This window comes from Pseudomonas putida (genome assembly GCF_002025705.1).
GTDB lineage: Bacteria > Pseudomonadota > Gammaproteobacteria > Pseudomonadales > Pseudomonadaceae > Aquipseudomonas > Aquipseudomonas putida_J.
This window is the reverse complement of sequence record NZ_CP018846.1, coordinates 2,881,257-2,900,591: the sequence shown is the minus strand read 5'-3', so window position 1 is coordinate 2,900,591 and position 19,335 is coordinate 2,881,257. Positions and strand designations below refer to the sequence as shown.

The following is a 19,335-nucleotide window of genomic DNA, read 5'->3' as shown; positions in this document are numbered from 1 at the left end:
GTCGGAACAAGATTAGCCTAGTGAGGCTGAGGCTTGTGTTCGTCAGGCCTTTGCTCGCCCAACGGTTCAGTTGATGGGCAAGGAGCAGCTCTGGCACTGGGCCATGACGTGGTGCAGGAGCCCATCATCTTCCAGCTGCAGCCAGGCTTCGGCAAGCGCCTCGCCGTCCAAGCTCAGGGCCAGTTCGTTGCAGTTGCCGTTGCATACCTCGATGCGGTACCAGGTGCTGCCAAAACGGTAGTGCAGGACATACCCCGGCCAGCCTGCCGGCAACAGAGGCTCCAGGCGCAGGGTGTCGCCATTGCGTTTCAGGCCTAGCAGACTTTCGATGATCAACCGGTACATCCAGCCGGCAGATCCGCTGTACCAGGTCCAGCCCCCCCTCCCGGCGTGGGGCGCAACGGCGTAGACATCGGCGGCCATGACATAGGGTTCGACCTTGTAGGTGTCGATCAACGTGCTGCAGCCCTGACGTACCGGGTTGATCAGGCGCAGCAGTTCCCAGGCTTCAAGGGAGTCGCCCAGGCGTGCATAGGCCATGCTCGCCCAGATGGCCGCATGCGTATATTGCCCGCCGTTTTCACGCACGCCTGGCAGGTAGCCTTTGATGTAGCCAGGGTCCAAGTCACCTTGGTCGAAGGGTGGGTCGAGCAGTTTGACGATGCCGATGTCGCGGCGTACCAGGTAGTTGTCCAGTGCAGCCATGGCTTGGCGGGCACGTTCGGGCGAGGCGACCCCGGACAGCACGGCCCAGCTTTGCGCCAGCGAGTCGATTCGGCACTCCTGATTGTTCGCTGAGCCCAGTAACTGGCCATCGTCGAACCAGGCGCGGCGATACCAACCGCCATCCCAGGCATGCGCCTCCAGCTTTTCCGCGAGTACGCCGGCCTGGTTGGCGCACTGCAGCGCAAAGCCACTGTCGCCGTGTCGCAAGGCGACGCTGCCGAAAGCCCGCAGCACCTCGTGGCCAAAGAAGCCCAGCCATACGCTTTCGCCTTTTCCTTGTTCGCCGACCCGGTTCATGCCGTCATTCCAGTCGCCGCTGCCCATCAACGGCAAGCCGTGAACCCCGCACTGCAGGGCATGGGCGATGGCGCGCTGGCAATGCTGGTAAAGGCTCTCGACCAGCTCCGAGTGCGCGGGCAGATCGTAGTAGGACTCCTCACCGGCATTGAGTGCACGCCCCTGCAGATAGCCGACCGGTTCGTCGAGCACGCTGTAGTCCCCTGTGACTTCCACGTAGCGGCTGGCTGCCAATGGCAGCCACAGCAGGTCGTCCGAGCAGTGGGTACGCACGCCTCGCTGCAGCGGTGGGTGCCACCAGTGCTGTACATCACCTTCGGCATACTGGTGAGCGGCGCAGGTCAGGAGGTGTTGGCGCACCGCCTTCGGGGCTGCATGGACCATGGCCATGCTGTCCTGCAACTGGTCACGGAAACCGATGGCGCCCCCAGACTGGTAGTAGCCGCTGCGCGCCCAGAACCGGCAGGCGATCACTTGGTACATCAACCAGCCATTGGCCAGCACATCAAGCTCGGGTTCCGGCGTCTCGATCTGTACGGTTTCCAGTGTCCGTCGCCAGTAGGCGCGGACCTTGTCGAGCGTGTCCCTGGCGGCTTGCAGGCCACGATATTGCTGGACGCAGCGGGTGGCGGCACTGGCGTCCTGGGCGGCGCCCAGGCGAAACACCACTTCATGACTTTCGCCAGGCTCCAACTGCAGCGCCACCTGCAGCGCCGCGCACGGGTCCAGGCCCCCGCCAGTGCGTCCCGACAGCCGCGTCTGGCGCATACCCAAGGGTGCATGACAATCGCCGTTGGGTCCCAGGAACTCGCTGCGATCACAGGTCTGGCACTGCACGGGCAAGTCGCAATCGAGAAACGCCACCTGGGTGGAAAACTCCACTGCGAAACTGTTACGGGCAAACATTGCACCGCTGACCGGGTCAGTCTCACTTACCACATGCATGGCGGTTCTGCGGCGCAGGTCGCCCAGTACCCACTCGGCGAAGCAAGTGACTGACAACCGTCGTACCCGAGCTGAGGTGTTGTGCACCTTGAGCCGGCTGAACTTGACCGGGTCATCCAGTGCAACATGCACCCAGAGCTCCGTATTTAGGCCGTCTTCGGCGTACTCGAACACGCTGTAGCCAAAGCCATGGCGGGTGCGGTAACGGCCAGGGCCCGGGCAGGGCTGCGGGGTCGGCGACCAGTACTCGCCGCTGTCTTCGTCGCGCAGGTAGAAGGCTTCGCCGCTGGGGTCGGCGACCGGGTCGTTGTGCCAGGGCGTCAACCGGTACTCGTGAGCGTTCTCGTACCAGGTATAGGCGCTACCGACCTCGGAGACCACGCAGCCGAACTGCGGGTTGGCCAAGATGTTGACCCACGGCGCCGGCGGCGGTGTGCCAGGAAGCAACGGGATGACGTATTCGCGGCCGTCGGCGCTGAACCCGCCATAAGGGTTGCGCAGCATCAACGCCGCATGCTCCAGCGGCAGATGGCTGGCGGTTGATGGCCTGGGGTTAGGCGCACTGGCCTGGAGGGCTGGGGGAACCGGTGGCTGTCGCCGCAGGTGCAGTTGCTCGGCCAGCGTACCGAGCCTGTCATCTAGCACCAGCCGCGCTACCGACAGGGTCAGCAGCCGGTCCTCGGAGGACAGTTGCTGCGCAGGACGTACGAAGATGCCGCCGGGGCGGTCGAGCAGGGCCGCTTCGCTGCCGGAAGCAACGATCCCCATGATCAGTTCCTGCAGTTGCTGGCGGTAGCCCGCCTGGTCCTCGTTCCAGATCACCAGGTCGAGCGCCAGCCCTTTCTGGCGCCAGTAGGCATGGGCCAGCACCATCTGCTTGACCAGATGGATGTTGGCCGGGTCGCCGATCTGCACCAGCACGATCGGCAGGTCACCGGACAAGCCCTGGCCCCACAGGCCGGACTGGCTTCGCCGGTTGCTGGCCAGCAGTGCTCCGCTGGCGCGCAGGCTGGCATTGGGGTAGAGCACCGAGGCGGCCATCTGCTCGAAGAGCCGGGCGTCGGTCAGCGAGCCGTTAAGCTGGTGCAGTAGCACCTGGCTGTGCGGCCAGGCCAGGTCGAACACCCGGTCAGCCAAGTGTTGGTCGCGGTACTTGGCGACCTGTTGCAGGCAGGCGTCGCGGCTGTCGGCCACGCCGGTGACCAGATCGACCGTGGCCGCATGGCCGGGCATCAAGGTGATGCGGCAGCGGATGGCCACGATCGGGTCCAGCACGGCCCCTGCGCTGCCGGACAAAGCCTCGGTGCTGCGGTCCAGCGCTGCCGGCCTTGCCAGAGTCCGCCCACGGCCTATGAAGCGAGCCCGATCGGTTTCGTAGGACAGCGCATCGATGTTGGCCCCGTGCACTGCCAGCACGTGGCACATCCACGGCACGGGATCTTGTTGCGAGCGCGGCCGCCGCGTGCAGAGAATCGCTTGCAGCGGGCGGATCAGTTCGGTCTGGATGAACAACTTGCTGAAGGCCGGGTGCAGGGCATCGCTCAAGGCCGGTGCCAGCACCACTTCAGCGTAGCTGGTCAGCTCAAGGGTGCGGGGCTGGTCGCTATGGTTGGTCAGGTGCAGGCGGCGCAGTTCGATGTCGTCCTCGGGCGACACGGCAATTTCGGTGTGGCAGTCGAAATCTCGCTCGCGCACGCGAAACTCCGCGCGGCCGTCGCTGAAGATCGCCTCCTGGACTTTCGTGCGTTGCCGCGTCGGCTGGTAGGTGGTGGACCAGTAAGCGCCACTGGCAACATCGCGCAGGTAGCAGAAGCTGCCCAGGTCATTGCAGCTAGTGTCTTCGTGCCAGCGAGTGACCGCCAGTGAATTGCGTTGACTGTAGCCACTGCCCACGTGATTGACCATGACGTGATAGCGCCCGTTGGACAGCAGCTGCACGGCCGGATGGCGCCGGTTTGGCTCGCCGAACACCCGCAGGCGTATCTCGGCGGCGCGCTCGGCGGCCTCCACGGGCGGGGCCTGGAGGGTATGCAGGTACGGGGCAGCCGTTTTCGGTACGCGCTCCTGTAAAAGCAGCATGCTGGCCTGGAACTGTGGGTCAGATGCAAAGCGCCGTTGCATGGGCTTGTTCAGCAGCACAGCGGTCAGCGCCAGGAAACTCATGCCCTGGTGGTGGGCCATGAAGGAGCGGATTATCACGGCGTCCTGCCCGGGCGGCAGGCGTGCCTCGCTGTAATCCACGGCTTCGTACAGCCCGAAGCGGCCAGCCAGCCCGAGCGTGGCCAGCCGTTGCAGGTTACGACGGGCGGCACTGGGCGCCACCATCAAGGCCAGCGCGCTGGCGTAAGGGGCCACCACCCGGTCTTCACCCAGGCCGCGCTTGAGGCCGAGTCCCGGAACGCCGAACGCCCGGTACTGGTAGTTGAAGTGCGCGTCCAGCGCATTGTAGGCCGACTCCGAGACGCCCCAGGGCAGGCCAGTCTGCCTACCATGTTCGATCTGGCGATTGACAGCGGCCTGGCAAGTCTGGTCGAGCAGTGTGCCCTCATAGTTTGGCATCACCAGCAGCGGCATCAGGTACTCGAACATCGAGCCGGACCAGGAAAGCAGCACAGGAACGCCAGCATTGCTGGTGAGCAGCCGGCCCAGTGCGAACCAGCTGTCCTGGGGCACCTGGCCCTGTGCGATGACCACGAAGTTGGTCAGGCGCATCTCTGATGCCAGCAGGTCGTAGAACGCGGCATCCAGGCGATGCTCGTCGGCGTTGTAGCCGATGGAGAACAGGTTGCGATGGTTGTCGTAAAGAAAGGTGAAGTCCATGTCGGCCAGGGTTTCAATGCGGCTGGCCAGGGCGTGCGCCTGGGCGATGCGCTGGCGGGCAAGTGCTTTGACGTTGGCCACGGCAAGTCGCTCGGGCTGCGGCCAATGCTCTGTGTCCAGCTGTGCCAGATGGCGCCAGCTCAGCGGGGCCGGGGGCTGCTGATCGTTGCCTGGCGGCAGGTGCAGTTGCTGCAATTCTCCGCTCAGGTCCAGGCATTGCCGATAGAGGGCATTTAGCCAGAATGCAAAGTCGTCAGTCACTTGAGCCCCTGGCGCAACGGCAGCCGGTTGCGTGATCAGCGCCTGCAGCTGTTCTACAAGCATCGGCAGCAGTGCGGCCGGCTCGTTGCCCGCCTGCACATGGGCCTGCCACACCTGTTCGCGCATTGCCTTGATCGTTGGGGAGTCACAGCTTGTGCTGGGGCAGACGTCCAACAGCGTGTCGAAGGTGTCGAGCAACCCCTGGGTCAGGCGCCGGTCAAGCAGCGGCGTTTCGGCCATTTCCAGCAGCCCGGGCCTGAGTGTCAGCAACAGGGCGGCCAGGTTTCCGCTGTCCACGCTGGAGATATAGAGCGGCGACAGCGGCTTGAGGGTCTGGGTATCGTACCAGTTGTAGAAGTGCCCTCTGAAGCGCTCCAGGCGGTCCATGCTGTCGAGCATCTGGGCCAGGCGTTCGAAAAGACGACCGGCACTGAGGTAACCAAAGTCATGGGCCGCCAGGTGCGAGAGCAGGGCCATACCCATGTTGGTCGGCGAGGTGCGATGAGCGATGCTGGCGAAGGGTGGCTCCTGAATGTTGTCGGGCGGCAGCCAGTTGTCGGCAGGGCCGACGTGGCTGTCGAAGAAGGCCCAATTGGCGCGGGCCAGTCGATGCAGGAATGCCAGGTCTTCAGCCCCTGGCATGAACTCGGCCCGGCTGTTCGGGCGGCTGAGCCACCAGGCCAGCGCCGGGCCGAGCAGCCAAAGGGCAAGGATCGGCGATGCCATCAGCAGCATCACTGGCTGCATTGCCAACGCACCGCCCAGCAGCAGTACCAGGACCGGCTGCCCCCATTGCTCACGGTACATCGCCTGCAGGGTGTCGGCGCTGCTGCGTTCGTCTTCGCGCGAGGGGTTCCACTGCAGCAGGCGCCTTTTGCTGACCACGAGCCTCCACAGGGTGCGCAGGATGGCATCGAGGCTGAAGTAGGCCTCGAAGGGTAACCAGGCCAAAGACAGACCGGTACGCAAGAAATAGGTGCCAGACGTGTGCAAAGCCGCCAGCAGGTGTTCTGAAACGGGCACATCGGTGGTCTTGCCCAGCACTTCGAGCAGAGAGTCGAGCAGTGGGCGCGTCAGCAGCAACGCCAGCAGCGATAACATCCAGGCAAGTGGCGTGACACTCGCCAACCAGCCCCACAGCAGCAGGGACAGCAGCGCTGCCGGCTCCAGGCTGCGGCGCAGGTTGTCGAAAATCTTCCAGCGCGACAGGGCGCTGAGCGAACTTTGCGCCAGACCTTGAGTGTCGGTGCGCGGCCACGGCAGCAGCCACGGCAGTAGTTGCCAGTCGCCGCGTATCCAGCGGTGGTGGCGTTTGCTGTCGGCGCTGTAACGGGCCGGGTAGGCTTCGAACAATTGCACATCGCTGAGCAGACCAGAGTGAGCGTAGCAACCCTCGATCAGGTCATGGCTAAGTATGCGGTTGTCAATGAAGCGGCCCTCCAGGGCCTGCTCGAAGGCATCCACTGCATAGATGCCTTTGCCGATGAACGAGCCGCTGAGAAACAGGTCCTGGTATACATCCGAAACAGCCTGTGTGTAGGGGTCGACCCCGGCGTCGCTGCCAAACAGCCGCGCATAGCGCGAGCGCGATACACTCGGCAGGCTGATGCCCACCCTCGGTTGCAGGATTGCATAACCTGCCTGGATACAACCGGTATGTGCGTCGAAGCGCGGGCGGTTCAGCGGGTGCTGCATGGCGCCGACAAATTGATGGGCGGCACCGCGAGGCAGCTGGGTGTCGGTGTCCAGGGTGATGACATAGCGCACGTGGCCGAGGGTTTGCAGGTTGCCGACGATGCGCATGAAGCACTCGTGGCCGTGGCCGCGCAACACCGCGTTCAGCTCGGCGAGCTTGCCGCGTTTGCGCTCGCGCCCCATCCAGCAGCCTTCGGCGTTGTTCCATATGCGTGGCCGGTGAAACAGAAAAAAGCGCTCGCTGCCAGGGCCAGGATACTTGTGGTTGAGCCCCCGGATGCCTTTGCTGGCGAGCTCGAGCAGTGCTTCGTCTTCGGGCCGTGTCTGCTCGCGGGCATCCATGAAGTCGCTGAGCAAGGCGAAGTGCAGATGCTCGTCACGGTTAGCCAGGAAGCGTACCTCCAGCCCTTCGAGCAGTTCCTCGACATCGTCGGCAGTGGCCAGCAGGGTTGGGACCACCACCAATGTGCGGGCCTCTGCAGGAATGCCGGCGGAGTAGTCCAACCGCGGCAGGAAGGACGGTTTGACGGTCAGGGTCACCAGCCAGTTCACCAGGCCGATGGCCAAGCGGCTGGTGCTCAGCAGTATCGGCACGGCCATGCCGGCGAGCACTGCCATGGGCCATCCCTCCAAGTCGATGGCGCGTATGAAACCCCACGCAAACAGGCAGGACAGCAGGGCCACAGGCACCAGATAGAACGCTAGCGGTGCCCGGTGCAACAGGCGCTGCCACCGCTCGGCCAGCGGCACCCGCGCAGCCAGGCGCTGCTCCAGCAACGGCAGCCCGGCACCTGCCAGGTAAAAGCCCACATGTTCGGCCTCTTCACCGTGTGCGGCCCCCGCCGCCTGGGCCAGTTCGATAGCCGTGCGTGCCACGGCGGCTTCGCTGAAGGCGCAGTGGCGTGCCAGGCGTTCGACAACGTGCCGGTAATGGTCGCGGCTGGTGAAGTCCATGGCTGGGTAGACGGCGGCCGGGTCGCGGCACAGTGTCTGCTCCACATGGCTCAAGTGCTCGACGAACAGTCGCCAATCGATGGTCGACAGCAGTCGCAGGCTGCTGATGCTGTTACTGATGGAGACCTGATCGATGGCTTGCTGCTGAGCATCGAGCTGCACATAGCGCTCGATGCTCAGTGCCGACTCGCTGAGCATCTGCTCCACCCACAGCAGCGGCTGGGTCAGCGAAGCGCTGTGGCCCTGTAGCCTCCTGGCCAGCTCGGCGACGAAGGCGGCTGTCATCGGCGGTTCTGAACGGGCCATGTCGGCGACCACAAGCACCACGCTCTTGGCATCGCGCTCGGCGGTAACGCCAAGCCGGTCGGCCCACACATTGGCCAGGTCGCGGTCAGCCCAGTTGGCCATGACCCGCGCCGCCACCCGTCGCAGGTTCTCGATCAGGGCCAGGCGGAGCATTATCGGGATCGCCCAGAGCTCTCCCAGGGTCAGGGTGGCGGCCTGCTGATAGGCCTCGGCGAAACGGCTGAGGCTTTCGGCGTCGATCCGCCCGTCACCATGGGAAATGGCCTCCAGCGCAATGTCGTAGACACGCGGCAGGCCGGTGGAGGGGCCGTTGTCCAGCCTTGGCAACTGCAGGCTGTAGTCGGCTGGCAGGTGGCGTTTGGCAATACGTATCTGGGTTTCGACCAAGTAGAAGTTGTCGAGCAACCACTGCGCAGCGGGCAATGCCGGACGCGAACTGGGCAGGGCGCCGGCTAGGGCAGTGCAACTGGTGGAGAGCATGCGCTCGTTATCGGCCAGGCGGTCGAGCAGCGCGTCGTCCGCCGGCAATCGGCTCAAGCGATGATGATGGGCCAGCCAGAGGCCGTGCTCGGCCATCTGGTCGGCATTGTACAGCTCTGAGCGCAGCAGGCTTTCATAGGTGAATGTATTTGGGGACGAGCGCCAACGCCCGGCATGTGCGTACAGGCGACGAAGGTAGGCGAGTGCATTGAGCCAAGGACTGTCCATGGTGTGCTGGTTTGCCTATCTAGCCTTTCAGCTGTCAGTCTGCGGCGGTCGTTGAGCAGCGTCTGTACGGTAGCGAACAGACTCGCACCGGGCCGGCGCCCAAGCTGACTACATGCACCGTTTGACATAGCGGCGGTGCTTCTAACCCTGTCTACCCGGCAGGGGCGGCAATTTCCGCTCGCTGGAGGCCCCCCTTGAACGCGCTTTTAAAGGAAACCGTTAATTTGGCGTGCACATGCACGGACGTAGCATCCCAAATACGGGAAGACACTTCAGATTTCGGGTTGCTGTTGACATCGCAGAACGGGCAGATCGCCAGCGCGAATGCGGCATTGTGCCGCCTGCTGGGGTACAAACATGAAGCCTTGGTTCGCATGCGGCTTCAGCAACTTCTTACAATAGAAGCCAAGGCCCTTTACCAGTTGTACTGGCAGCCACTGATGGGGACATTGGGGGCGGTGGCAAACGTCAAGTTTGATTTCGTGCACTGTAAGGGCTTCACCCTGCCGCTGATATCCAATGCTATTACCTGCGCGCATTCGAATGGCATCGTTCACGAGCTGACCATGTTTAACTCTGACGAACAGCGTTACGAGCGTGATCTGCTGCGCGCGCGCCTATTGGCCGAACGCTGTCTGGCTAAAAACCTCAAGACACAGCGCGCATTACTGTCTCCTAGCCATGTCTGCGTGATACAGCCTACTGAGAGTGCACAGTCCCTGCCGGCCGAGCAAATACTTGGTATCGTCAGTCATGAACTGCGTACGCCACTTCTGGCAATCAGAATGGCGACCGACTTGTTGACACGACGCTCACATGCGGCCGAAAGCCCCAAGTTGCTCACAGCGATAAGCCACTCCGTATCACGCGCGCAGCGGCTCGTGGCGGACTTGCTGGATTTCACGCTCATCCAGGCCGGGCGCGGTATCTCCATTCAGCCCAGAATTGCTGACCTGCCGCACACCATAGAGGGGTGCCTCGATGAATTGCGGCTAACGTTTCCAGGTCGTCAACTGACTTATCAGCATACCGGCGAACGTAGCGCCCTGATCGACTCCGACCGCCTGTACCAGCTGATCGGCAATCTGGTGGCCAACGCAGTGGCCTATGGCGATCCAAGCAAGTCTGTTTACGTGACATCCTGCATCAAAGAATCGACAGCAACCCTGACGGTGCACAACAGCGGCGCGCCGATTTCCCTTGAACTGCTAAAGCATGTTTTCGAACCTTTGGTGCGTGGGAAGCAGCGACTTGGGGGCGCTACCAGCATAGGCCTCGGACTCTTTATAGTGAGCCAGATAGCTAAGGCTCATGCGGGCTGTGTGTCAGTCGATTCTACAAAGCAGAACGGCACCACCTTCACTGTGAGACTATCGCAGCAGAGCGCAGGCAGGTGTGACGGCAGTTATACGGGGGTATCTGATCCCCAATCCTTGGAGGATCGGGCGCCACTGGGGGGACAGGTCCGAAGCTGAAAAGCCGGCGGCCGGCGAAAGACTCATCCCAAGCCAGACCGGAGCAAGGACAAGGGGCACGCCATGAAGCGTGCTATCTCGATACTCCGCTTGTGTAGAGAGGGTGCTGGCGGGCAGTATCGATCTGAGCTATTGCTTCATTCTCGGTCAATCCACTCAAGGAACATGAGATGAAGCAATTACTGCTGGTGGCTTTGCTGGCAGCGTCAGGCGCGGCTCAGGCTGAGATTCCCATGCTGAACGCAACATGCCCAGGGAAGATTGAAGTCCACGCGGACAAGGGCGGCCCGATCTACATCAATGGCAAAGAGGGCAAGCTGAAGAAGGTCAACGACAACTACTTCGAAGCCAAGGCCAGCGGAGTGACCATTTCGCTGTCGATCAATCCAGACGGCTCTCCGAGCGTTTCCTATACCGGAAGGAACCGGGCCAATGGCATCTGCCAGGTAAAAGAGTAGGGCTTGTAAGTCGCAGGCGGGGGAGCATCGGAGAACCGCCGTCAGGCCCACATTCGGTATGCCCGGCAAGCGTCAACCCGCCCTCGATCGTCCCTGGCATCAGACCTGGGGCGTATCCTGCGGTCTGATGCCTGGCATTCGTTACTTTTTGGACATGATCCGCAGAATGCGCAGGAACAGGTTGATGATGTCCAGGTACAGCGCAGCGGCACTGTCAATCGCGTTGTCGACGGTGCGCTCGATCTGGTTGGCACGCCCCCAATCTACGCCGATGTAGCCGCAGAAGACCGCGGCGACGATGTAGTCGATGGCCGCCAGGTGGGTGCCGAACAACAATGCCTGGCCCAGTTCGACCACGATCGACACCACCAGGGCGATGAACAATGACGACTCGATCCGTTTGAAGAATGCCGGGAACACAGTCCCCAGTATCATCATCCCCGCAGTGAGCAGGATGGTAGTTTGCACCGCCTGGACAATGTGCTCGTGCGAGTATTTGGGCAGTACCACGACCAGCAGCAGGCCGATCGGCACCACGATCAGGTTGTAGCCGAGGAAGCTGTACATTGGCTCTTGCGAGCGGAAGATGATGGCGATGCCGGACATCGCCATGACGAAGTAGCCAACGAAGAACAGTATTGGGGGAATGGCCAGCATGACTTCGGCCGGTACCGTGGTAACCAAGTACCAGTTCACCGCAAAACCCCAAAGCAGCACGGCACCAAGTATGAGATTGTAAGTGTTGGCCGAGATCTGGTGGTTGGTACCGACTCGGCTGAATGTATCGTTTTCAAGCATGTGCAGGGCTTTCCTTTGCTGAATGTCCGTGCCACGACAAAGCCGATGGGCGTCGGGCACGTTATCTTTGTCGATGATCAAGCATGATGGCACATTGCATCATCACTATTGAAGAGACAGCATGGCATCCGCAAGAGAATGAATGTGTAGATGCCATCCTCGGTCGCATTCTGATTAGTTGCCTGGTCCATTTCTGTGGGCAGGTAACTCTTAGGCATTCGACTAAAATTGGAATAGGTGGAATTGCGAGGTGAGCCATGCGCTACTCAAAAATCAGGCCGTTCCTCTGGTGGGCCGGCGCCTTGCAGTTTTTTGCGATCCTGGCGGCCATTGAGCACAGGGCATGGGATGTGGTGTTCATTTGCCTCATGGTGATTGCGGTGGGGATATGGTTCGTCAGGGACGTGCAGCGTCTGGAGGCCCACAAGCAGCCGGGCACCAGGTGATGCCCTCACCGGGCCGCAATCGCATGATCCTCACCTCTTATTGGCCAGCATCCTTGTGGTTGAGGCAATGAGCCCATGGGCCCGCCCGGAGATAGGCTACACTCCAGGCCGAAGCTGGTTTTGAGCGAGCTTCTTCAAGCTATCGTCGCTCTGGCGATTCACACCGACGGGCCCTGAAAGGCTCACAGAGGGTGCACCAATGGCGACTATCGACACTGAAGTTTTCGCGCAAGGGCTGTTGCAGGTCGAAGCCTGCTGGCAGAGGTACATCTCATCGCAGCGACTGGCCGAAGGGCTGAGCGGCCACGCACTGAGTGGGGCCACTGAGATAGCGGACCAGAACTTCAGACATTTTCAGAACCAAAGCCAGCGATTCTATGCCGAAGTTCGCAAACGAGTAGCTGACGCTGAAAAGCTGGAGCGCGACATGGCGCTATATCCTCATTATTACCTGCCAAAGGCTTGAGCTCGGCTGCTTGTCAGTTCAGGCATCTGTTTGTCATGACAATCGGTTTTTGGGGGCATGCTGAAGCAGCTCGCAATCATGCTCCCTGGCCCCTTTGGTCGCTAAACACTGGGTTTCGGTTTGCCACATCCCGTGATGTCAAATACAGGGTGTATAGTGTTTTTTCGGGTGACTGTCTTTCAGTGGCTCATTACCGAGACGCCAACATGTACCAGACGTACCCCCGTGCGGCCCACAAAGCCCACGAACGCCTCTGTGAGCAAATCGAAGCTTTCCTTCAGCTGGGTGGCCACATTCAGCAAGTTGCATCCGGTGTCACCGGTTCCCCTGATGGTGTTTCCAAGGTTCAGTGGAAAAAGGAGCGAACCGCAAAGTGATGATGGAGGCTACCGGCGCTTGAGTAACGGTATTGGCGGTAGCCTTGTTAGCATGCTGATTTGCATTTCAATCAAACAACTCAATGGATACCAGATGAAATGGATTTTACTGAGTACTTTGCTTGCGCTGTGTTGAAGAAGTTCAATGACCCTTGTTTCGAGGCCAAAGGCAGTGGGGTGACGGCCTCGCTTTCGATCAGCCCTAATGTTTCGCCTGAGGTTCCTTTCACAGGAAAAAACAAGGCTAACGGTGTATGCCAGATCAAGAAATCTGCCACATCGGGTGGCAATGAATGAGCGACTCCAATCCGTTTCCCGCGCTGATCGAATATTACGCTGCCAAACGGGCCATGTTGCAGCAGGACAGGCACCGGCTGAACAGCATTGCCCTGGGTTCGTCGCATGGCGATTTCGCTTTTGACCCGACTTACTGCCCTGGTTCGTTCAACCTGTGCAGCCGCTCTCAGGATTTCCGGCACGCCCTGGCGCTCTATGAGCACGCGGTGTGCCAGGTGCCGAATCTCGATTCGGTGATTGTTTTTTACTCCCTGTTTTCACCGGGCAATCTGTTGGAACAGTCGCCCAGCGAGAAGACACTGGCACCGTTGATGAACGAGATCTTCCAGCTGGGGTTGAGCTACGAAGATCCTCAGTTGGTGCAGATCGCGGCCCAGCTGCAGGGGCGGCTGGCGTCCGTGGGCAGTACCCACTGCGGTGTGGCCGGTTTCCTGCCCGACCAGCAGAAAGCCTTCATGCCGGCGAGTTATGGCGCCGCACAGCGAGTCGCCGACCATATGCGCCTCAATGCCCGTGAAGACGGTAACCAGTACCTGGCGAAACTGTTGCTGTTAGCCGCTGAACTGAAGCATCGGGTCATCGTGGTCATCCCGCCAATGCACATCGAATACCGCTTGCATGCAGGCGCTGACTCAACCTTTCTGTTCCGTGGAGTTTTCGAGCTTCAGCAGTTGATGGGCACCCTGTGCCCGGATTTCACCATGGATATTCTCGATCTCTATAGCGCTGCCGAGTTTCTCCCTGGCCATTTTGGCGATTTCGATCACCTGATCCCGCAGGGCGAGGGGGCCATGCTGATATCACGCAAGATCGCTCAGGCGCTTGCAGCCAGGCCATCAACTTGTCAGCCTTCCGGCGGCTCTACTCCACAGACAAACTCATCCGAGCCGAGCCGATGCGAGCCAAACTCCACGACGTAGCCGTTTCCGCGGCGCTGCGCCTCGGCCCTGGCGGTCTTCTGGTCTGCATATACGTCGACAAAGTGCCAGGGATGCACGTCTCGCAGCACCCCCCAGCCAAGTACCCAGCCCTCATTGTCAGGGTCTGCAGGAAGGTTTTTAGCCAGGCTGCGAATGCTCATTGATCTCTCCTTGGCACCGATAAACGGGCGGTACTACCGCTGAGGGCGGTCTGTTATCTGGGTTTTCATCCACGCTGGTTGGGTGAACAGCCAAATGGCTGTTCTACCCAAGCGCCTTTCTTCATGAAAAGGGATCAGCGGCTTGCCCCCGCCTCGAACCTCCCGTTTTTGCGCAGTCCAACCTATGCAAGCCCCCGCTTCGCCTGGTTGGAGATACGCACATGAAACGCAAGACTGCATGGGTTGTCGTGTTGTCAGGGTTATTGTTGCTCAGTGGCTGCTGGCCGTACTGGCATGATGGAGACCATCATCACCGGCATTACTACGATGAAGATCGCGGGGGGCACCAGGACTATCGTCGCTACTGACGCAAGGCAGCATTGACTTCATCCCTTCCGCTTGCGGCCAGGCCTGGGCGTCATGCTTCATCGAGCATCCGCCCAGGGCTGAAGAAGAACGAAGCAATCAGCACGGCACTGATCACACCCAGCGCGTCCGCGACCAGCAACAGGAACTCGATGCCATCGCGCAGTTGCGCTTGCTGATTGACGGCAAAGCTCGCCCCATGCGGAAACGCGGCAATGCCCAGCAATGCCACCGCCAGCGCAGCTGACAGCAGCTTGATACAGGCCCTGCTGAACGCCAATGTACAGGCCCAGAACACAAAGATGCTGAACACCGCCAAGCCGGTGGAAGTCACGAATTGGGCGAGTATTTCCAACCACCACACCATGGGTTTCTCCTGAACGTTGCGCCTGGTGGATACGCATGAGAATTGTGGCGAGTTGAAAACGTTCCGCTCGGCTAAAGAAATAATGCGAAAGCTGGAACCATGGCCGGTAACCGGCCATCACCCATATAGCAAACAAGCATATTGTGCTGCGAACTTTGCGCAGTACCATAGGCCAATGACAACTAAAAAGGGCGTTGTACTGGCAACTCTTTCCTAAGTTCCCAATGGGGCAGCAGGAGCGTGTCGCGTGAAGAGTTCTAGATCGGTCACAGGCGCAGTACTGTTATCCACTTTCGCCGCGTTGTTCATGGCCGGGTGCGCGCAGAACCCGGATGTACGCGCTGGCCACGACTATACGTCTGGCACCACCGAAAGAAGCACGCCAGCCTATCTGGGTTGCGTGAAAGGCGAGCTTCAAGGCAACGTGAAAACCTATGAAGTCGACGGCGATAACTTGGTCAAACTGTACGTGGAAAGTACCGACCCCAATAAGGCCGATGGCCTGGTGGAACTGCGCGGCGCCGGTACCCAGCGCCAGTTCACCGCCTACCAGCGCGACGCCTGGTACGACCATGGCAGGTTGCTCGATGCTGCGTTGATGTGCAAAAAAGCCTGATGTGTTGATCTGCAAGAGCAAAAAGCCCGCACATGAGAGCGGGCTTTTTGCGATGGGTGCTGATCCATCAGCGTTTTTCATTCTAAGGGAATGAAGCGGTTTGCCCATTCGACAGAAGTCTTGCGCCGTCGTAATCAGGCCTGGGCACGACCTTGGTGGATTAGTCCTTTAGCCCGAACCCGGCTAGAATAGCTCACGTTCCTGTCTGGTTAATTGCAAATGCCAACCTTTCGCATCCTGTTCTGTTCCGCACTCGCTGCAAGCCTTGCTGCTTGCGCAAACCCAGGCAAGCCTACCGCAAGCAAGCTGACTGCCAAATCCCCGCAAGATTACGCCGCCTGCGTGCTGCCAAAGTGGCAGGCACTGGCCCCCCAGACCACGCAAAAGTCGATCAACCATGGTTATCGGTTGACCGCGCCCAGCGCCGTGACGTCAGACGAAGTGCTGGAAGTCGTTGATTATCACGATGGCAGCCGGGCAACTTTCTATAAAGGCAGTTTCCTGTCGAGTGACAAGTTGCGCCTGGCCGCCAGAGAGTGCCTGGAGTAACAGGCTTTCAACGGCATCAATAGCCTGAACCTCCCATGCCGCCCATGCTGGGCAATGCTTGCCGGGACTTCTGCTGCGCATTGCTCCACTCGGCGCAGGTCATGAAACTGGTCTTGTCGACCTTCCCGGCCTGATCGAAGCTGACCATGTAAGGCTGCTGCTTTTGCCCCGGCTGGGTAAGCATGTAATCGAAGCAAGTGCCTGCGACTACCGTGCGGTCGGACTCGGCGCCTGGCTTGCCACCTATCTGCAGTACTTGCTCTCTGCTCATGCCGCTAGTCACTTTGGCTACCAGCGGCTGGTCATGGTAGAGGGATGAGTTACTTGAACAGCCCGTGAGCGCTGCCAATATCAGCGGCAGCGCACAAGTTGATTTGTTCATGGCAGTGCTCCCGTCAGAGAACGCCGTTACGGAACAGCATCAATCCAGTCGGCTATTCATCATACGCCTGTATTGCTTCACCCGGCGTAGCGTGCACCACTGCTCCAACAGCAGGGCACGCAGGGGCGAGGCCTTGGCCTTGGGTTTGCTGCCAGCGGCCAGCCTGCGCATCTGCAACTTCACCAGCGCCATGTAGGCCAGGGCGGCGAACGCCTTGCGCTTCCAGCGAATCGGCGGCAGTTCGGCAAGGGCCTCGATTTCGCCAGCTTGCCAGCGCCGAGGCAGGGCGGGGTCGACGGCCAGTGCGGTGGCGATACCGGCCATGGCCACACCGCTGTCGAGCACTTGCTCGACCACCGGCAGGCGGCGGATGCCACCCGTGACCATTACTGGCATATAGGCGATTGCGGCGATCTCGCGGGCGAATTCGAGGAAGTAGGCCTCCCGGGCCAGGGTGCGGCCGTCCCGGGCATCGCCTTGCATGGCCGGTGCTTCGTAGCTGCCGCCAGACAGTTCCACCAGGTCAACGGGTAGCTCGTTCAGCCACAACACGACCTGGCGTGCATCCGCAGGTTCGAAGCCGCCACGCTGGAAGTCGGCCGAGTTGAGCTTGACCGACACGCTGAAGGCGGGCGACACCACCTCGCGCACGGCCTTGACCACTTCCAGCAACAGGCGCGCACGGTTTTCCAGGCTGCCGCCCCAGCGGTCCTGGCGCTGGTTGGTCAACGGCGAGAGGAATTGGCTAAGCAGGTAGCCGTGCGCAGCGTGGACCTGCACGCCGCTGAAGCCGGCTTGTTCGGCCAGCGCCGCGGTGCGCGCGAAGCGCTGGATCAGCCCGGCGATTTCGCTTTCGTCCAAGGCCTTGGGCTGCGGGAACAGCTTCGACAAACTGCCCATGTCCAGCGCCACTGCTGAGGGGGCGACGGTTGGCTGGCCGAGGTTGGCCTGCATCTGCCGCCCCGGGTGGTTGATCTGCATCCAGAATTGCGCACCCTGGGCGCGTCCGGCCTCTGCCCATTGGCGAAAACGTTGCAACTGCTGGCTGTCATCGAGCATCACACCACCCGGGCCGGTCATGGCGCTCGGGTCGATCATGACGTTGCCGGTCAGCAGCAGGCCAGCGCCGCCTTCGGCCCAGGCCTGATACAGGCGCAGCAACTGATCGGAAGGGGTCTGGTCCGGGTTGGCGAGGTTTTCTTCCATGGCCGCCTTGGCGATGCGGTTGGGGATGACACTGCCATTAGGCAGGCGCAGGGGCTGGAAAGGGGTCATGCGGTGTTCTCCAAGGTAGCGCCGGGCGTCGGGCGGGTTGGGTTTTGGAGAAGGCTAAGGTTAAAGTAAACCTTAAGGTCAACAGAGAATTTCAACCCACATGAAAATTGGTGAACTGGCCCGGCGCACGGGCCTAAGCGCATCGCGCATTCGTTTCTATGAAGCCAGCGGGCTGATCGAGGCCCGGCGCTTGGGCAACGGTTATCGGGATTACCCGGAGCAGGTGGTGAGGTCGCTAGAAATCATCACCTGTGGCCAGCAGGCCGGGTTCAGCCTGGAGGAGATGCGCAAACTGACCAGCGCTGCATCTGGCGCCGGCGCTGGGCGACATGAGCTTTTGCTGGCGAGCCTCAAGCGCAAGGTCGCCGAGATCGAAGCGATGCAGGTGCGCCTGGCGCAGAACCGCGCGCAACTGCTGGCAGTGATCGCTGGCATGGAGAACAAGCCGCAGGGCATCGACTGCGACGAAAATGCCCAGCGCCTGATTACCGGGTGGCAGGAAGGCGAGACCGACAAGGCGCATCGCTGATCATCATCAAGGAAAGATTGCAGCCCCAGGCCCGGCGATCTGTCATCAAATGAAAACCCGCTGTCGCCCGATGCGAAGCACCCCGCCCCCCGAGCGCTTACATTCCAATTACCCAGAACTGACGCCCTGCGTCCAGATCGATGATTGGAGAGACAAGCATGTCCAAAGTCGTACGTTTCCATCAGACCGGTGGCCCCGAAGTGCTGCGCTACGAGGATGCCGAGGTCGGTGAGCCCGGCCCGGGGCAGGTGCGCCTGCGTCAGGTGGCGGTTGGCCTGAACTATGCCGACACCTATTTTCGCAATGGCACCTACCCGATCCCGCTGCCCAATGGCATTGGTGTGGAAGCGTCCGGTGTGGTGCAGGCGGTAGGTGAGGGCGTGACCCAGGTAGCGGTGGGTGACCGGGTCACCTACACCGGCTTTCTCAACACCCTTGGTGCGTATTGCACCGAACGGCTGATCCCTGCTACTGCGCTGATCAAACTGCCGGAGACCATCGCCTTCGAGACTGCCGCCGCCATGACCATGCGCGGCCTGACCGCCGCTTACCTGATGCGCCGGCTGTATGACTTCAAGCCCGGCGACACGGTGCTGCTGCATGCGGCGGCGGGTGGCGTTGGCCTGATCGTCGCACAGTGGGCGCGGCTGCTGGGGCTGAACGTGATCGGCACGGTATCCACCGAGGCCAAGGCTGAGGTTGCCCGTGCCCATGGCTGCAATCAGATCATCAATTACAGTGTCGAGGACGTGGCCAGCCGGGTGCGTGAGCTTACCGATGGCGTCGGCGTCAACGTGGTATTCGACAGCGTTGGCAAGAACACCTTCATGGGCTCGCTCGATTCGCTCAAGCGCCGTGGCCTGATGGTGTGCGTAGGTACCGCCTCCGGCACCATCCCGCCGTTCGACCCACAGTTGCTGGCGATCAAGGGCTCGCTGCAGCTGACCCGCCCGGCGCTGGCCGACTTCATCGCCGACCCTGCGGAAAAGGCCGAGCTGGCCGGCGAACTGTTCGGCCATGTCAGCAGTGGCCGCATCCGCATCGAAATCAACCAGCACTATGCACTGCAGGACGCCGTCCAGGCCCATCGCGACCTGGAAGCACGCAGGACCACCGGCTCGTCGATCTTCGTCATCTGAAG

Annotated in this window: 18 protein-coding genes; 12 read left to right on the top strand and 6 right to left on the bottom strand. The window is 61.1% G+C overall.

The window, feature by feature from the left end:
• Positions 1–66: 66 nt before the first annotated feature.
• Positions 67–8,712 carry a GH36-type glycosyl hydrolase domain-containing protein gene (locus BUQ73_RS12985; RefSeq protein WP_152031548.1) on the bottom strand — a complete coding sequence of 2,882 codons (8,646 nt, stop codon included), beginning with the start codon at positions 8,710–8,712 and terminating at the stop codon, positions 67–69.
• A gap of 194 nt (positions 8,713–8,906) precedes the next feature.
• Here BUQ73_RS12985 and BUQ73_RS12980 point away from each other — a divergent pair, with 194 nt between their 5' ends.
• Positions 8,907–10,187, top strand: coding sequence for a PAS domain-containing sensor histidine kinase (locus BUQ73_RS12980; RefSeq protein ID WP_322114590.1), 1,281 nt, complete (start codon positions 8,907–8,909; stop codon positions 10,185–10,187).
• 170 nt (positions 10,188–10,357) lie between these two features.
• On the top strand, positions 10,358–10,645 hold the full coding sequence (locus BUQ73_RS12975) for a hypothetical protein (protein ID WP_079228292.1): 288 nt from the start codon (positions 10,358–10,360) through the stop codon (positions 10,643–10,645).
• A 141-nt stretch (positions 10,646–10,786) separates the two neighbouring features.
• Here the strand turns inward: BUQ73_RS12975 and BUQ73_RS12970 are convergent, their stop codons facing one another.
• The gene (locus BUQ73_RS12970) at positions 10,787–11,443 is read right to left on the bottom strand and encodes a Bax inhibitor-1 family protein (RefSeq protein WP_079228291.1); all 657 of its coding nucleotides are present in this window, start codon (positions 11,441–11,443) and stop codon (positions 10,787–10,789) included.
• Positions 11,444–11,700: 257 nt separating this feature from the next.
• Between BUQ73_RS12970 and BUQ73_RS12965 the strand changes: the two genes are divergently transcribed.
• The 5 genes from BUQ73_RS12965 to BUQ73_RS12950 all read left to right on the top strand — a co-directional run bounded on the left by BUQ73_RS12965 (position 11,701) and on the right by BUQ73_RS12950 (position 13,949).
• Positions 11,701–11,889, top strand: coding sequence for a hypothetical protein (locus BUQ73_RS12965; RefSeq protein ID WP_079228290.1), 189 nt, complete (start codon positions 11,701–11,703; stop codon positions 11,887–11,889).
• Between the two features lie 199 nt (positions 11,890–12,088).
• Positions 12,089–12,355 carry a hypothetical protein gene (locus tag BUQ73_RS12960; RefSeq protein ID WP_079228289.1) on the top strand — a complete coding sequence of 89 codons (267 nt, stop codon included), beginning with the start codon at positions 12,089–12,091 and terminating at the stop codon, positions 12,353–12,355.
• A gap of 35 nt (positions 12,356–12,390) precedes the next feature.
• Positions 12,391–12,732, top strand: coding sequence for a hypothetical protein (locus BUQ73_RS28955; protein WP_416171812.1), 342 nt, complete (start codon positions 12,391–12,393; stop codon positions 12,730–12,732).
• A gap of 99 nt (positions 12,733–12,831) precedes the next feature.
• Positions 12,832–13,029, top strand: coding sequence for a hypothetical protein (locus tag BUQ73_RS12955; RefSeq protein ID WP_079228288.1), 198 nt, complete (start codon positions 12,832–12,834; stop codon positions 13,027–13,029).
• On the top strand, positions 13,026–13,949 hold the full coding sequence (locus tag BUQ73_RS12950) for a hypothetical protein (RefSeq protein WP_079228287.1): 924 nt from the start codon (positions 13,026–13,028) through the stop codon (positions 13,947–13,949). Before BUQ73_RS12955 ends, BUQ73_RS12950 begins: the two co-directional genes overlap by 4 nt.
• Here BUQ73_RS12950 and BUQ73_RS28645 read toward each other — a convergent pair.
• The gene (locus BUQ73_RS28645) at positions 13,874–14,110 is read right to left on the bottom strand and encodes a hypothetical protein (protein ID WP_079228286.1); all 237 of its coding nucleotides are present in this window, start codon (positions 14,108–14,110) and stop codon (positions 13,874–13,876) included. The genes BUQ73_RS12950 and BUQ73_RS28645 overlap by 76 nt on opposite strands.
• A gap of 221 nt (positions 14,111–14,331) precedes the next feature.
• On the opposite strand from BUQ73_RS28645, the gene BUQ73_RS28485 reads away from it, so the two are divergent.
• The gene (locus tag BUQ73_RS28485) at positions 14,332–14,478 is read left to right on the top strand and encodes a hypothetical protein (RefSeq protein ID WP_181004497.1); all 147 of its coding nucleotides are present in this window, start codon (positions 14,332–14,334) and stop codon (positions 14,476–14,478) included.
• A 50-nt stretch (positions 14,479–14,528) separates the two neighbouring features.
• Here the strand turns inward: BUQ73_RS28485 and BUQ73_RS12940 are convergent, their stop codons facing one another.
• Positions 14,529–14,843 (bottom strand): hypothetical protein, encoded by a 315-nt coding sequence (locus BUQ73_RS12940; protein WP_079228285.1) that lies wholly within the window; start codon positions 14,841–14,843, stop codon positions 14,529–14,531.
• A gap of 247 nt (positions 14,844–15,090) precedes the next feature.
• On the opposite strand from BUQ73_RS12940, the gene BUQ73_RS12935 reads away from it, so the two are divergent.
• On the top strand, positions 15,091–15,459 hold the full coding sequence (locus BUQ73_RS12935; protein WP_079228284.1) for a hypothetical protein: 369 nt from the start codon (positions 15,091–15,093) through the stop codon (positions 15,457–15,459).
• A 219-nt stretch (positions 15,460–15,678) separates the two neighbouring features.
• Positions 15,679–16,008 carry a hypothetical protein gene (locus BUQ73_RS12930; protein ID WP_079228283.1) on the top strand — a complete coding sequence of 110 codons (330 nt, stop codon included), beginning with the start codon at positions 15,679–15,681 and terminating at the stop codon, positions 16,006–16,008.
• Positions 16,009–16,024: 16 nt separating this feature from the next.
• On the opposite strand, the gene osmE is transcribed toward BUQ73_RS12930, so the two are convergent.
• Together osmE and BUQ73_RS12920 are read right to left on the bottom strand one after the other, a co-directional pair.
• A complete protein-coding gene (osmE, locus tag BUQ73_RS12925) occupies positions 16,025–16,390 on the bottom strand; it encodes an osmotically-inducible lipoprotein OsmE (protein ID WP_079228282.1) in 366 nt (121 codons plus the stop codon).
• A 39-nt stretch (positions 16,391–16,429) separates the two neighbouring features.
• On the bottom strand, positions 16,430–17,665 hold the full coding sequence (locus BUQ73_RS12920; protein ID WP_079228281.1) for an NADH:flavin oxidoreductase/NADH oxidase family protein: 1,236 nt from the start codon (positions 17,663–17,665) through the stop codon (positions 16,430–16,432).
• A gap of 100 nt (positions 17,666–17,765) precedes the next feature.
• Here BUQ73_RS12920 and BUQ73_RS12915 point away from each other — a divergent pair, with 100 nt between their 5' ends.
• Positions 17,766–18,194, top strand: a complete 429-nt coding sequence (locus BUQ73_RS12915) for a MerR family transcriptional regulator (protein ID WP_079228280.1) — start codon at positions 17,766–17,768, stop codon at positions 18,192–18,194.
• A gap of 158 nt (positions 18,195–18,352) precedes the next feature.
• On the top strand, positions 18,353–19,333 hold the full coding sequence (locus tag BUQ73_RS12910) for a quinone oxidoreductase family protein (RefSeq protein WP_079228279.1): 981 nt from the start codon (positions 18,353–18,355) through the stop codon (positions 19,331–19,333).
• The last annotated feature ends 2 nt before the right edge of the window (positions 19,334–19,335 follow it).

Coding starts and splice junctions, on each gene's coding strand:
- BUQ73_RS12975 (WP_079228292.1), top strand. CDS start 10,358: ATGAAGCAATTACTGCTGGTGGCTTTGCTGGCAGCGTCAGGCGCGGCT.
- BUQ73_RS12985 (WP_152031548.1), bottom strand. CDS start 8,712: ATGGACAGTCCTTGGCTCAATGCACTCGCCTACCTTCGTCGCCTGTAC.
- BUQ73_RS28485 (WP_181004497.1), top strand. CDS start 14,332: ATGAAACGCAAGACTGCATGGGTTGTCGTGTTGTCAGGGTTATTGTTG.
- BUQ73_RS12940 (WP_079228285.1), bottom strand. CDS start 14,843: ATGGTGTGGTGGTTGGAAATACTCGCCCAATTCGTGACTTCCACCGGC.
- osmE (WP_079228282.1), bottom strand. CDS start 16,390: ATGAACAAATCAACTTGTGCGCTGCCGCTGATATTGGCAGCGCTCACG.
- BUQ73_RS12910 (WP_079228279.1), top strand. CDS start 18,353: ATGTCCAAAGTCGTACGTTTCCATCAGACCGGTGGCCCCGAAGTGCTG.
- BUQ73_RS12955 (WP_079228288.1), top strand. CDS start 12,832: ATGGATTTTACTGAGTACTTTGCTTGCGCTGTGTTGAAGAAGTTCAAT.
- BUQ73_RS12965 (WP_079228290.1), top strand. CDS start 11,701: ATGCGCTACTCAAAAATCAGGCCGTTCCTCTGGTGGGCCGGCGCCTTG.
- BUQ73_RS12960 (WP_079228289.1), top strand. CDS start 12,089: ATGGCGACTATCGACACTGAAGTTTTCGCGCAAGGGCTGTTGCAGGTC.
- BUQ73_RS12970 (WP_079228291.1), bottom strand. CDS start 11,443: ATGCTTGAAAACGATACATTCAGCCGAGTCGGTACCAACCACCAGATC.
- BUQ73_RS12920 (WP_079228281.1), bottom strand. CDS start 17,665: ATGACCCCTTTCCAGCCCCTGCGCCTGCCTAATGGCAGTGTCATCCCC.
- BUQ73_RS12950 (WP_079228287.1), top strand. CDS start 13,026: ATGAGCGACTCCAATCCGTTTCCCGCGCTGATCGAATATTACGCTGCC.
- BUQ73_RS12930 (WP_079228283.1), top strand. CDS start 15,679: ATGCCAACCTTTCGCATCCTGTTCTGTTCCGCACTCGCTGCAAGCCTT.
- BUQ73_RS28955 (WP_416171812.1), top strand. CDS start 12,391: ATGACAATCGGTTTTTGGGGGCATGCTGAAGCAGCTCGCAATCATGCT.
- BUQ73_RS28645 (WP_079228286.1), bottom strand. CDS start 14,110: ATGAGCATTCGCAGCCTGGCTAAAAACCTTCCTGCAGACCCTGACAAT.
- BUQ73_RS12915 (WP_079228280.1), top strand. CDS start 17,766: ATGAAAATTGGTGAACTGGCCCGGCGCACGGGCCTAAGCGCATCGCGC.